The sequence below is a fragment of the Devosia sp. genome (genome assembly GCF_028290645.1).
Lineage (GTDB): Bacteria > Pseudomonadota > Alphaproteobacteria > Rhizobiales > Devosiaceae > Devosia_A.
Window position 1 is genome coordinate 1 of sequence record NZ_JAQGJL010000116.1, and the last position, 11798, is coordinate 11798.

9 protein-coding genes, 4 tRNA genes and 2 pseudogenes are annotated in these 11798 nt (G+C 65.2%); 9 read left to right on the forward strand and 6 right to left on the reverse strand.

Annotation, left to right across the window (positions count from 1 at the left end; all coding sequences use genetic code 11):
• Window positions 1-1124: ribonuclease E/G (locus JWQ89_RS06785; RefSeq protein WP_299639528.1), on the reverse strand; the 1124-nt coding region annotated here is incomplete at its 3' end.
• A gap of 608 nt (window positions 1125-1732) precedes the next feature.
• On the opposite strand from JWQ89_RS06785, the gene JWQ89_RS06790 reads away from it, so the two are divergent.
• From JWQ89_RS06790 to JWQ89_RS22475, 4 genes and pseudogenes are all read left to right on the forward strand, one after another.
• A complete protein-coding gene (locus JWQ89_RS06790) occupies window positions 1733-3010 on the forward strand; it encodes an N-acetylmuramoyl-L-alanine amidase (protein WP_299639530.1) in 1278 nt (425 codons plus the stop codon).
• 137 nt (window positions 3011-3147) lie between these two features.
• Window positions 3148-5574, forward strand: coding sequence for a penicillin-binding protein 1A (locus tag JWQ89_RS06795; protein WP_366143974.1), 2427 nt, complete (start codon window positions 3148-3150; stop codon window positions 5572-5574).
• Window positions 5575-5577: 3 nt separating this feature from the next.
• Window positions 5578-5871: pseudogene (locus JWQ89_RS06800) on the forward strand (peptide deformylase); the annotation flags it as partial.
• 20 nt (window positions 5872-5891) lie between these two features.
• Window positions 5892-5963 (forward strand): annotated as a pseudogene (locus JWQ89_RS22475) (hypothetical protein); the annotation flags it as partial.
• A 233-nt stretch (window positions 5964-6196) separates the two neighbouring features.
• On the opposite strand, the gene JWQ89_RS06805 reads toward JWQ89_RS22475, so the two are convergent.
• Window positions 6197-6772: a hypothetical protein gene (locus JWQ89_RS06805; RefSeq protein WP_299639535.1), complete on the reverse strand. Its 576-nt coding sequence runs from the start codon at window positions 6770-6772 to the stop codon at window positions 6197-6199.
• A gap of 217 nt (window positions 6773-6989) precedes the next feature.
• A tRNA-Thr gene (locus JWQ89_RS06810) sits at window positions 6990-7065 on the reverse strand.
• Window positions 7066-7242: 177 nt separating this feature from the next.
• On the opposite strand from JWQ89_RS06810, the gene JWQ89_RS06815 reads away from it, so the two are divergent.
• Together JWQ89_RS06815 and JWQ89_RS06820 are read left to right on the forward strand one after the other, a co-directional pair.
• The gene (locus tag JWQ89_RS06815) at window positions 7243-7893 is read left to right on the forward strand and encodes a DUF1345 domain-containing protein (RefSeq protein WP_299639536.1); all 651 of its coding nucleotides are present in this window, start codon (window positions 7243-7245) and stop codon (window positions 7891-7893) included.
• Window positions 7894-8002: 109 nt separating this feature from the next.
• Window positions 8003-9319: a hypothetical protein gene (locus JWQ89_RS06820; RefSeq protein ID WP_299639537.1), complete on the forward strand. Its 1317-nt coding sequence runs from the start codon at window positions 8003-8005 to the stop codon at window positions 9317-9319.
• A 44-nt stretch (window positions 9320-9363) separates the two neighbouring features.
• Here JWQ89_RS06820 and rlmB read toward each other — a convergent pair whose 3' ends face one another.
• Window positions 9364-10122: a 23S rRNA (guanosine(2251)-2'-O)-methyltransferase RlmB gene (gene rlmB / locus JWQ89_RS06825; RefSeq protein WP_299639539.1), complete on the reverse strand. Its 759-nt coding sequence runs from the start codon at window positions 10120-10122 to the stop codon at window positions 9364-9366.
• A 156-nt stretch (window positions 10123-10278) separates the two neighbouring features.
• Between rlmB and JWQ89_RS06830 the strand changes: the two genes are divergently transcribed.
• Window positions 10279-10363, forward strand: a tRNA-Tyr gene (locus JWQ89_RS06830).
• Window positions 10364-10440: 77 nt separating this feature from the next.
• Here JWQ89_RS06830 and JWQ89_RS06835 read toward each other — a convergent pair.
• Window positions 10441-10848, reverse strand: a complete 408-nt coding sequence (locus tag JWQ89_RS06835) for a thermonuclease family protein (RefSeq protein ID WP_299639541.1) — start codon at window positions 10846-10848, stop codon at window positions 10441-10443.
• A 115-nt stretch (window positions 10849-10963) separates the two neighbouring features.
• On the opposite strand from JWQ89_RS06835, the gene JWQ89_RS06840 reads away from it, so the two are divergent.
• Window positions 10964-11037, forward strand: a tRNA-Gly gene (locus tag JWQ89_RS06840).
• Window positions 11038-11219: 182 nt separating this feature from the next.
• On the opposite strand, the gene JWQ89_RS06845 is transcribed toward JWQ89_RS06840, so the two are convergent.
• Entirely contained in the window at window positions 11220-11498 is a 279-nt protein-coding gene (locus JWQ89_RS06845) for a hypothetical protein (protein ID WP_299639543.1), read from the reverse strand.
• 149 nt (window positions 11499-11647) lie between these two features.
• On the opposite strand from JWQ89_RS06845, the gene JWQ89_RS06850 reads away from it, so the two are divergent.
• Window positions 11648-11723, forward strand: a tRNA-Trp gene (locus JWQ89_RS06850).
• Window positions 11724-11798: the final 75 nt, after the last annotated feature.

Consider the following 11798-nt stretch of genomic DNA (forward strand, 5'->3'; position numbering starts at 1 on the left):
GGGTTGATCACCAGGTATCCGCCCGAGGGCAGGTTCACCGTGGGCGAGAACATCTGGTCGAGCTGGCCTTCGACGCCGAACTTCGAGAAGACCGGCGCGTCATCCTTGTAGAGCTGCACGTTCTTGGCGTGGCTCGGCATGATCATGCGCATGAAGTCTTTGGCTTCGCGGTAGGCCTCATCGCCCGCCACCCACAGCTCCTCGATCTCCTTGGAATAGAGGTCGCGGATGGTGCGCTTGACCAGCGAACCTTCCTCGTAGACGAGGCAGGGGGCGGTGGACTTCAGCGTCAGCGTGCGGACGTTCTCCCACAGGCGCTGCAGGTATTCGAAGTCGCGCTTCACTTCCGCCTTAGTGCGGGTGGCGCCTGCCGTGCGCAGGATGATGCCCTGGCCGCGCGGCACCTCGAGGTCACCGACGATGTCCTTGAGACGCTTGCGGTCGGCTGCATTGGTGATCTTGCGAGAAATGCCGCCGCCACGGGCGGTGTTGGGCATCAGCACCGAGTAACGGCCGGCGAGCGACAGATAGGTGGTGAGAGCCGCGCCCTTGTTGCCGCGCTCTTCCTTCACGACCTGCACCAGCATCACCTGCCGGCGCTTGATCACTTCCTGGATCTTGTACTGGTGGCGACGCTGCGACGGCCGGCGGCGTTCCTGCACATCCTCGAGTGCGTCGGTACCGCCGACGCTCTCTACCGGCTCGTTGCTGGTCGGCGCCTGTTCGATGTGGCTGTGCTCGTCGTCGTCCTCGGGCTCGCTCGACTGCGCGTCGGACACCTCGGCCGGAGCGCCGGCATTGGCCGCGGCGTGCTCGCGCTCGTGCTCTTCGTCGTCGTGCTCTTCGTCGCGCAGCAGCGCTTCACGATCGGCAACCGGGATCTGGTAATAGTCGGGGTGGATTTCGGAAAAGGCGAGGAAACCGTGGCGATTGCCGCCATATTCGATGAAGGCCGCCTGGAGCGAGGGCTCCACGCGCGTCACCTTGGCGAGGTAGATATTACCCCTGAGCTGCCGCCGGGTGGCGGATTCGAAATCGAATTCCTCTAACCGGTTACCGTTGGTGACGACGATCCGTGTTTCTTCCGGGTGGATGGCATCCACCAGCATGCGCTTTGTAGCCATAGACAAAGTCTCCGCGCCGTCGCGCGCCGACACCGATCGACCGGCGTGCCGATCCTCCCGGCGTGGCGCCATGCGAGGCGAATGGTTTTAGGAGGATGGCGCGCGAGGCGCCGGCAAAAGCAACGGCGCGAGCGCCGCCACAAGACTGGAGAGCGAAGGCAGCCGGGACGTCGACGACAAAAGCGCAACCGCTGTTCGGGATCGCGTCACTCTTTGTCTGCCCGATGGCCATCAGACCTCTTCCTTGAGAACAGGCCAGCGAATTCTACCGCCTGTTCTTCGACCCCTTGGGATCGAGATTCTATCGCGAGGCGCCAAATGTGCCGCACTTCAGACCGGTCACCTAGGTGATTTCCGATCCGCCGCTGCCAACCAGCTAGGCCAGGGGCGCCGATTGCGCCGCTTTGGCATATGGTGGCGGTAGCAGGCCGCCTCAAGATGGCTTGAGGGTTGTTGCCGCAAATTGGCAACAGGAAACTCAAAACCCGCGGGTACTGGGCGGTTTCAATTCGATCACTTTGTTGCATTGTCGACTTAAGGCCCGTAACGCCGCAGAATCGCCCGAGTGCTGAGGCTTTGTATCTAAAGTTTAGGGGAGCAACGCTGCCTTGTTGAAATCTGCCGGCTCCGACGGTCAAACCGGCGGGCTCCTTGGATTTGCCGCGATCCTGATGGTCCTCGTGACCAGCCTGTTCGCGGTCCATCCGGCGTTCGCCCAGCTCGAATCGATGGAGGATTATCCCGACGTCATCGATGCGCGCGTCACCGCGACGCCGCAGCGGGCGCGGCTGATCATCGATCTGTCCGCGCCCACCGAGTTCGCCATCGTCTCGCTCGACAAGCCCGACCGCATCGCCATCGACGTGAAGGCGTTCGACCTCAAGATCCTCGCGCCGGCCGACGTGGCGGGGAAGGGGATCGTCACCTCCTATACGGTCGAGATGGCGGACAAGGGCAGGGCGCGCACCACGCTGACGCTGGCCGCGCCGGCGCAGGTGCAGCAGGCCTATATCCTCGATGCAGTAGCCGACCAGCCGGCCCGACTCGTCGTCGACATCATCACCGCGACGCCCCTGCAGTTCGCCACCAACGTCGCCGCGGACCTGGCGGCCTCGATCGCCAACAAGGGCGCCGCCCCGCCGACCCCATCCACCGATCCGGGTACCCATGCGCCGGTGACCGCGACGCGCCCGCTGGTGGTGCTCGACCCCGGGCATGGCGGGATCGACAACGGCGCCAGCGCCCCGAACGGCGTACATGAAAAGGACATCACCCTCGCCTTCGCGCTGCAATTGCAGAAGGTGCTGATCGATTCCGGCCGCTTCGATGTGGCGCTTACCCGCGAGGACGACACCTATCTGACCCTCAACCAGCGCGTCGACCTCGCGCGGCAGAACAAGGCGGACATCTTCATCTCGATCCACGCCGACAGCTTCCAGCAGCCGGAAATTCGCGGCGCCAGCGTCTACACCCGCGACGAGAACGCCACCGACGTGCTCGACAAGGTGCTGGCCGACGGCGAGAACCGCTACGACATCGTCGCCGGGTTCGCGGTGCCGCAGGCCACGCCGGCGGTGATGGACATCCTGGTCGACCTGATGCGGCGCGAGATGCGCAAGTCGAGCTTCCTCGCTGCCGAGGCGATCGTCCACCAGCTCGAGCCGAGCGTCGCGCTACGCCGGTTCCCGGTGCGGCAGGCGGATTTCTTCGTGCTGCAGGCGCCGGACGTGCCCTCGGTACTGGTCGAGCTCGGCTTCCTCTCCAACGCCTCCGACATCGCCAACCTGCAAAAGAGCGACTGGCGCGACCGCGTCGTCAACGCCCTGGCGCGCGGCATCGCCGACTATTTCGACTCCACCCAGCAGCAGACGGCGGCCATGCAATGACGATCCGGTCACACATCCTCGCAAGTTATTGAAAGGACAGGCTTGTCCACATTTCCGCCCTTGTCTGTTATGATTCCGCGTTCCATCGCGCTTAGGCCGCACTCCCCGGCGGCGCCCGCTCCAAGGTTTTCGATCTGATGCTCAGACTTTTCGGCTGGCTCTTCGGTTTCGGCGTATTCTGCGCACTCGGCGCGGTGGCGGTCTGCGCCGTCTATCTCAATCAGCTGAATGCGACGCTGCCGGACTACACGGTGCTGAAGGACTATCAGCCGCCGGTGACCACCCGCGTCCATGCCGCCGATGGCACATTGCTGGCCGAGTATGCGCGCGAGCGCCGGCTGTTCCAGCCCATCGAGACCATCCCGCCGCTGATCATCAACGCCTTCATCTCGGCCGAAGACAAGGATTTCTACACCCACTCCGGCATCGCCGTGGATGGTGTGTTCCGGGCGCTCCGCGACAACGTCATGGCCCGCATCGAGGGCAACGACGCCATCCAGGGCGGCGGCTCGACCATCACCCAGCAGGTGGCAAAGAACTTCCTGCTCACCTCCGAGCAGACTTGGGACCGCAAGATCCAGGAAGCGATCCTCGCGCTCCGCATCGAGTCGACGTTTTCGAAGGACAAGATCCTTGAGCTTTACCTCAACGAGATTTTCCTCGGCCTCAACTCGTATGGCGTGGCCGCGGCGGCGCTCAACTATTTCGACAAGGCGCTCTACGAGCTGACGATCAGCGAAGCCGCCTATCTCGCCGCGCTCCCCAAGGGTCCGAACAACTACCACCCCTTCCGCCGCCCCAAGCAGGCCATAGAGCGCCGCAACTGGGTGATCGACCGCATGGTCGAGAACGGCTACGTCACCGCGGAACAGGCCGAAGCCGCCAAGGCCGAGCCGCTGAACGTCAGCCCGCGTAGCTCCGGCAGCCAGGTCTATTCGGCGGAATATTTCACCGAGGAAGTCCGCCGCCAGCTCGGCAAGCTCTACGGCGAGGCCGAGCTCTATGGCGGGGGCCTTTCGGTCCGCACCACGCTCGACCCGCACCTGCAGGAATATGCGCGCCGCGCGCTAATGGACGGGCTGATCAACTACGACCACGGGGAAGGTTTTCGCGGGCCGGTCGCCACGGTCGATATCTCCGGCGACTGGGGCACCGCGGCCAATGTCATCAAGCCGCTGAGCGACGTGCCGGAGTGGCAGCTCGCCGTGGTGCTCGAGATGGGCGCCAATGAGGGCCGCATCGGCCTACGCCCGGCCACCGACGTCGAAGGCAAGGTCGCCGAGGACCGGGTCACCGGCACGCTCGCCGGACCCGACACCAAGTGGGTCAGCAAGAAGCTCGGCACGCTGCTGAAGGCCGGCGACGTGGTCTATGTCTCCCCGGTCGCCGACAAGGAAGGCGCCTACAAGCTCGAGCAGGTTCCCGAGCTCGAGGGGGCCCTCGTAGCCATGGACCCGCGAACCGGCCGCGTGCTGGCCATGGTCGGCGGCTTCTCCTATGCGGAGTCCGAGTTCAACCGTGCGACGCAGGCGATGCGCCAGCCCGGCTCGTCGTTCAAGCCGATCGTCTATTCCGCCGCGCTCGACAACGGCTATACACCGGCCTCGGTGGTGCTCGACGCGCCGATCGAGATCGTCAACGCCGACGGCTCGATCTGGCGGCCCGAGAACTACGCGCAGGAATTCTACGGTCCGCAGACCCTGCGCCGCGGCATCGAGCGCAGCCGGAACGTCATGACGGTGCGGCTCGCCAAGGATCTCGGCATGCCGCTGATCTCGGACTACGCCGTGATGTTCGGCGTCTACGACTCGTTGAACCCGGTGCTCGCCATGGCGCTTGGCGCGGGCGAAACCACCGACATGCGCATGACGTCGGCCTATTCGACCATCGCCAATGGCGGCCGCAAGATCGTGCCGACGCTGATCGACCGCATCCAGGATCGCTACGGCAAGACCATCTACAAGCACGACGAGCGCGTCTGCGACGGCTGCGTCGCCGATGGTTGGCACAATCAGGGCGAGCCGCTGATCATCGACAATCGCGAGCAGGTGCTCGACCCGATGACCGCCTACCAGATCACCTCGATGATGGAAGGCGTGGTGCAGCGCGGCACCGGCACCGGCGCCAAGAGCCTCGGCCGTCCGGTCGCCGGCAAGACCGGCACGTCCAACGACTACAAGGATGCCTGGTTTATCGGCTTCACCCCCGAACTGGCGGTCGGCGTCTATGTCGGCTTCGATACGCCGCGCAACATGGGCAAGCAGTCGACCGGTGGCGAAATGGCCGTGCCGATCTTCACCGAGTTCATGGAGAAGGCGCTGAAGGGCAAGCCGCCGACGCCGTTCAACATGCCCGGCGGCATGACGCAGGTCTGGATCGATCCCGGCACCGGAGTGAAGGCCAACGGTGGCGACCAGGCGATCTACGAGGCGTTCAAGCCGGGCACCGGGCCGAACCTCGTCACCTCGGTGATCGGCGTCGACTCCAACGCCTTCCAGGCCATCCAGCAGGGCCAGGATCCTGCTGCTACGGACATGACGCTGGGCCGCGGCGGGCTGTTCTAGCCGATGATCGTCGCCTATCCCGACCCGCGGCTCAACCGGAAGGCCGAGCCGCGGCCGCTGGACGAGGGCCTCAGGGCGATCGGCACCCGCCTGCTGGAAGCGGCAAGGGGGGCGAACGCTTACGGCCTCGCCGCGATACATATCGGTGCATTGGCGCCCGTGGTGGTGATCAGCACCGCCGCCGATCCCGGCAAGCGCAGCTACCTCGTCCTCTACAATCCCGAAATCGTCGCGACAGCCGAGGAACTGGAATCCGGACCCGAGGGCTCGGTCTCAATGCCCGGCGTCGAGGTGGACGTGGTCCGCTCTGGGCCGAGATCGCCTGGGACGACGAGAGCGGCGCACGCCAGCAGGCGCGGTTTGATGAGCTTCCTGCGCGTATCGCGCAGCACGAGATCGACCAGATGAACGGCATCTACTTTCTCGACCGCCTATCACGCCTGAAGCGCGACATGGTGCTGAAGAAATGGAGGAAGCGGAGCGTTGACGGCCAGGAGCGCTGACCGGTAGCCTAAGCCCACGCCCGGCATCAGCGGCGTTCGAGGCAAGTCCAAGGGCCCGCAGCGTCGATCCAGGCAACGGAGTCGCCGGAAGAGCCCGGCGGCTCCGGCGTTGCGGACTGTTACTGCGCAGGCGACATCTTCGAAATCCTGTCGCACTCGGCTTTCGCCTCGGCGTCCCGGGTTTCCACCATCGAGATCTTTCCGTCCTTGTCGGAAGTCACCAGCAGGCAGCCCGAGGCCGGCTTGGCCATTCCCATCATCTTGGTGGCGGTCGCGGCATCGCTCACCTTCATCCTGCCCATGTGACCGTCGGGCATCATCGCCATCGCCGTGTCACCCTCCATCCTTTTGCCCGGCGCTGCCTCGGAGGCGCCGGCGGCCGCAGGCGGTGTCATGGCCAGTTTCTCGCATTCGGCCTTCGCTTCGGGCGTGGCCGTATCGACAATATGCATCTTGCCGCTCTTGTCGGTGATGATCATCGAGCAGTTGGCAATGGGCTTGGCGAGGCCCGATATCTTCTTGCCCGCCGCGTCGTCCGACACATTCGTCCAGCCCATCTGGCCGTCCGGCATCATTGCCATCGCCATGCTGTTTTGCATCTTCCCGTCGGCCGTCATGCCCGCCTCGGCGGCGGCGACTGGAGCAACTGACAGCACACCGATGAAGAAGGCTCCTAGGAGGTACGCTGAGCGCATTTGTTTTCTCCTTGATCGAGTGCAGCCGCAATTTTGCGGCTGGCTAGGGTAGGACCCGGAGCATGGCGTTTTCTCGTCGGAAACAGGGGCCCGCGCGTAACTCTTCTTGATGGAACGAAGCCTTCGCAGCGACGTTTGCAGCCTTTTCTGTCGTTGGGGAAGCGCTTCGGCACCCGGCCTGGTGGGAGGCCAGTGTTCGCGAGTCGATATGAATGGGTGGTGCCGGCAGCAGGAATTGAACCCGCGACCCACTGATTACAAATCAGTTGCTCTACCAACTGAGCTATACCGGCCTGAGGCGGTCGATAACACCGGCTGCCGCGAGGCGCAAGGCGGGCCGAGCGGAGTGAATGGAGCAATCCGAGAGGCGGCGACGGCGTGTCTTAGATGTGGCATCTTCGCGGTGCAGATTTCGTCCGATCGCTGATTCAAGGCGGAGGGGCCGGGTGGGGGGAAAACGAAGAATATGGGTGCCGGCGGGAGTGCTGCCGCGTCACGCTGCCTTTTTCTGGAGCCTAGCGGTCGGGGCGGCTGCCTTTGCGGTTTGCCTGTTCTTCTCGCGAAAATACGCCGTCGCGCTCGGCGCCAATGCGATGTTCGTGACCTATCTCGCGCTGACCGCAGTGGAGTTTCCCAGCCTGACAGCGGAATTCCTGCTGCAAAGACCCGACGAAGCCGATTCCCCGGTTGCTGCCATCTTCGGGGTCACGGCCCTGGTGGTGGGCGTTGCGGCCGTGTTCCTGTTCCTCGCGCTCAACGACGGCGACTCCCGGGACCCGCTGGAGATCGTCATCAGCGTGACTTCGGTGGTGTTCGGCTGGTTCACCGTCCACACCATGGCGGCCCTCCACTACGCCTCCCAGTACTACCTCGATGCCGACCCCGGCCCGAACGGCAAGATCCTCGGGGGGCTGAAGTTTCCAGGCAACGCGCCGCCTGACGGCTCGTCGTTCCTCTATTTCTCATACGTGGTGGGGATGACGGCGCAGGTCTCGGATGTCCAGGTCACGTCGGTTGCGATGCGGCGCCTGGTCACTATCCACGGGGTGTTCTCGTACTTTTTCAACACCGTGCTTGTCGCCGCGACGGTCAATGTCGTCGTCGCGATAGCGAGCGGTTGAAGGCCGGGCCAATTCCGTTGCGAGGGCCGGTTTCCGGTGGTTTATGGGTGTGTGACGGGGCAATCCATCCCGAGGCGTTGCGCACCGGCTTCGAAGAGGACATATGATCATGAAACGAACTCGCCTTCTGGCTCTGCCGATAGCCCTCACGCTTGGCCTGATGGTCGCGGCCTGCGACAACAACCAGGCGCCACCGCCGGCCGCCCAGGCCCCCACCGCGACCACGGACCCTGCCGCCACTGCAGCCCCTGCCGCGACCGCGGACGCCAACAAGGCGGCGGCTGAACAGAAGGCCGCCGAGGAAAAGGCAGCGGCAGATAAGGCAGCGGCAGACAAAGTCGCTGCGGATAAGGCAGCTGCCGACAAGGCAGCCGCGGACAAGGCCGCTGCCGATAAGGTTGCTGCAGACAAGGCAGCGGCGGACAAGGCCGCTGCCGCGAAGGCGGCAGAAGCCAAGAAGGCCGCCGACGCTGCCGCAGCAGCAAAGGTCGCCGAGGCTGCTGCGGCCGCCAAAGCCGCCGAAGAGAAGAAGGCAGCCGAGGTTGCCGCTGCTGCAAAGGCTGCGAAAGAGAAGAAGGCTGCCGATGCTGCAGCTGCCGCCAAAGCCGCGGAAGAGAAGAAAGCGGCTGAAGTAGCTGCTGCAGCCAAAGCTGCAGAGGAGAAGAAGGCCGCTGAAGTCGCCGCCGCTGCCAAGGCTGCGGAGGAAAAGAAGGCTGCCGAGGTTGCCGCTGCTGCCAAGGCTGCGGAGGAGAAGAAGGCCGCCGCTGCCAAGGCTGCGCAGGAGAAGAAGGTTGCCGATGCTGCGGCTGCCGCCAAAGCAGCTGAGGAAAAGAAGGTTGCCGATGCCGCCGCCGCCGCCAAGGCAACTGAGGAAAAGAAGGTTGCCGATGCCGCTGCTGCCGCCAAGGCTGCTGCGGCCAAGCAGGCAACCGAGCTCTCCGCTGCCGCCGCCAAGGGCAAGGCGGACGCCGAAGCTGCTGTGGCTGCCGCCGGGACCGCTCCCGCAGCCACGCCCACCACGGCAACCAGCCCGACCGCAGCGGCCACGTCGACTGCGGCGGCCAAGCCGGCTGTGGCAACCCCCGCAGCGCCGACGGCCACAACCGGTTTGTTGCCCGTCTCCGGCCTCAAGCCCGACACCCGGATGGCCTCCAATGCCAAGACCGACCAGATCGGCTATCTGGGCGTCTGGGCGCCCAGTGCGGCCGCTTGTGCGACCGTGGACCAGACTGGCGCCACCGGCTACACCGTGATCACGAAGATCAGCCTGCGGCAGGGCAGCGACCTCGTACTGGTCGATGCAACGCCGGAAACGGCCGGCAAGGCCACGCTCACCAAGGGCGACAAGTCGTTCGCAATCGTCCAGTCGGGCCCCGACGCGATCACCATCGACGGCACGCCGCTGGTGCGCTGCGTCGCGAAGTAATCCGGGAAAAGCGTGAGAGGCCGCGGCATCGCCCGCGGCCTTTTCTATTGCGCCGCCCGTCCCGCCGTCGCCGCAAACAGCGCAATCGCCGCTGCGTTCGAGACGTTGAGCGACTTGATCGGCCCCGGCATGTCGAGCCGTACTACCTCGTCGCAGAGCTCGCGCGTACGCTGGCGCAGGCCCTTGCCCTCGGCGCCGAGAACGATGGCGAGCGGCGTGTCGTCGGTGCGTGGACGCACCGGGGCAGGGGCCTCCGAATCGAAGCCGACAATGGTGAGGCCGCGCTCCTTCAGCTTCTCGATGGCGTCGCCGAGGTTGCGCACCTCGATCATCGGCACCAGGTCCAGCGCGCCGGACGCGGCCTTGGCCATGACGCCCGTCTCGCGCGGCGAATGGCGCGCCGTGGTGACCACGGCGTCGGCCCCGAAGGCGCAGGCGGTGCGGAGGATCGCCCCGACATTATGCGGATCGGTCAGCTGGTCGAGGATTACGACGAGCCGTGGCTCGTGCAGGTCGGCGAGTCCGAACCGGCTCACCGGCTCGACCTCGAGCGCCACGCCCTGGTGCACCGCGTCGGCGCCGAGCAGCCGGTCGAGCTCCTTCGGCGTCGTCTCGGTGTACTTCATCTTCACCGCAGTGCCGTCCTCGCCGAGCCGCGCCAGGGCGTTGGGCGTCACCAGCAGGTTGCGCTTCTCGCGACGGGGATTTTCGAGCGCGGCGCGCACGGTGTGCAGCCCATAGAGGTAGACCGGACCGGTATCGGGGTCGTATCGTGGCTTGGGCGGGAATTTGTTGCGGCTCATGGCGATGCCGTAGCGGTTTTGATGCGCGACAGCAAGGCGGCGGGGCCGCCGGCGCGAAGGGCGGGATTGGGTGTTGACAGGCGTTCACCGCCCCGACATAAACCGCCCCGACGACGCGCCCGGAGACGGGCGCCGTTCGTTTCTCCGGCTCTGAATGGAGGGGTGGGAGAGTGGTTAAATCCGGCAGACTGTAAATCTGCTCGCTTAGCGTACACTGGTTCGAATCCAGTCCCCTCCACCACCCTTCACCGGTCGCGCACCCGGCGCGGTCGATCGCTCCAGCGGCGAGATTGGAGGGAAGAATAGCCCGACCGGCCGCTATTCGCACCAGTTCGGCGTCGTCCCGGTCCTGTCACTCGCCAACCCCTCCGCGACCAGAATGTCTCCGAGCGACTTTCCGTCCCTGGTGACGAGGCGGAGCTGTGCGCCGTCGGCCTGCAACTCGGCGCCCTCGAGTTCGAATGGCCCGGCATTGAGCAGATCGCGTAGCCGCTCCGCCGATTTCCACGAAAGCTGCGTCGCCGCCTGGCATTCCAAAGCGTAGCGTCGCGGCGCCTCGATGTCCGAGAGGCGGATCATCTGTCCGCGTAGAAAGAAGCTGTCGCCGGACAGCACGCAGGTGAGGTGCGGGAATGCCTCGCACAGCATGAACCCCGCTTCCTCCGCCCGGGAGGGGAGGGGAGCCGCCAGGAGCGGCAGGAACACCAGGGCAATCGCGGCGCGCATAGGCTACGCTGACTCCGAATGCGTCGGGAGGCAATGCAATTTGGCGCCTCCGCCCCGCCACCGAACCTCTTGCCAGAAATACGCCCGAACCACTACAAGGCCACAACGCTCCGGCGCGGGTGTAGCTCAATGGTAGAGCAGAAGCCTTCCAAGCTTACGACGAGGGTTCGATTCCCTTCACCCGCTCCAATTTCCCCGAGTGATAGCCTATAGCGAAGCCATCAGGCTTGGCGCTTCGCCTCGGCGACCTGCGTGCCGATTGGCGCCGAAGGCGGCTATCTCTTCACAAGGCAAGACGGGCGCCGTCGCTTCTCGAGGGCAAATGAAAAGGGCCCGGCGTTGCCGGGCCCCTGGCGTTGGCCGCGTTGCCTTCAGCAGTCGAGCAGGTGGCCCGAGCCCTCGGCCGCACGCGTGCAGTGCCACCACAGCGGCAGCTTGACCCCGGCTGCCGCGTCCTCGGTGGCCATCGCCACGGACACGGGGGTGGCATTGATCAGTTCGGCGCCTTTCTCCCAGCATTGCTTCTTCAGCATCGGAAAGATCAGGCAATCGACTGCCGGATCCGAGGCCGCCGGAGCGGCGGCGGCGGGTAGCACAGGCACGGCGAAACTCGACGCGACCAGCGCGGCGACTACGAGAAGCTTCTTCATGATTCCCCCTGTTTGTCTCGAGGCGCGGCGAGCCCGCGCCGGGGGAGCCTAATCCTGAGCGCCCGGAGCGCGCAATCGGGCTCCGCCGGGTTGCCCGGATGCCACTTGCGCGGCTCAGGCGTTTTCAGTAGAGGGAGGGCCGCAGGTCTAGGGGTATAGCTCAGTTGGTAGAGCATCGGTCTCCAAAACCGAGGGTCGAGGGTTCAAGTCCTTCTGCCCCTGCCACCTGCACCTCCTGACATTTCCACCGCCTGGATAACGACGCCGCTCGCGCGGCCATGCTAGAGAGTGTGGCCGAGT

What these genes read in the sequence shown, in the direction of transcription:
- JWQ89_RS06835 (WP_299639541.1), bottom strand. Translation starts at nt 10,848, where the DNA reads ATGCGCGCCGCGATTGCCCTGGTGTTCCTGCCGCTCCTGGCGGCTCCC.
- JWQ89_RS06820 (WP_299639537.1), top strand. Translation starts at nt 8,003, where the DNA reads ATGAAACGAACTCGCCTTCTGGCTCTGCCGATAGCCCTCACGCTTGGC.
- JWQ89_RS06795 (WP_366143974.1), top strand. Translation starts at nt 3,148, where the DNA reads ATGCTCAGACTTTTCGGCTGGCTCTTCGGTTTCGGCGTATTCTGCGCA.
- JWQ89_RS06845 (WP_299639543.1), bottom strand. Translation starts at nt 11,498, where the DNA reads ATGAAGAAGCTTCTCGTAGTCGCCGCGCTGGTCGCGTCGAGTTTCGCC.
- JWQ89_RS06805 (WP_299639535.1), bottom strand. Translation starts at nt 6,772, where the DNA reads ATGCGCTCAGCGTACCTCCTAGGAGCCTTCTTCATCGGTGTGCTGTCA.
- rlmB (WP_299639539.1), bottom strand. Translation starts at nt 10,122, where the DNA reads ATGAGCCGCAACAAATTCCCGCCCAAGCCACGATACGACCCCGATACC.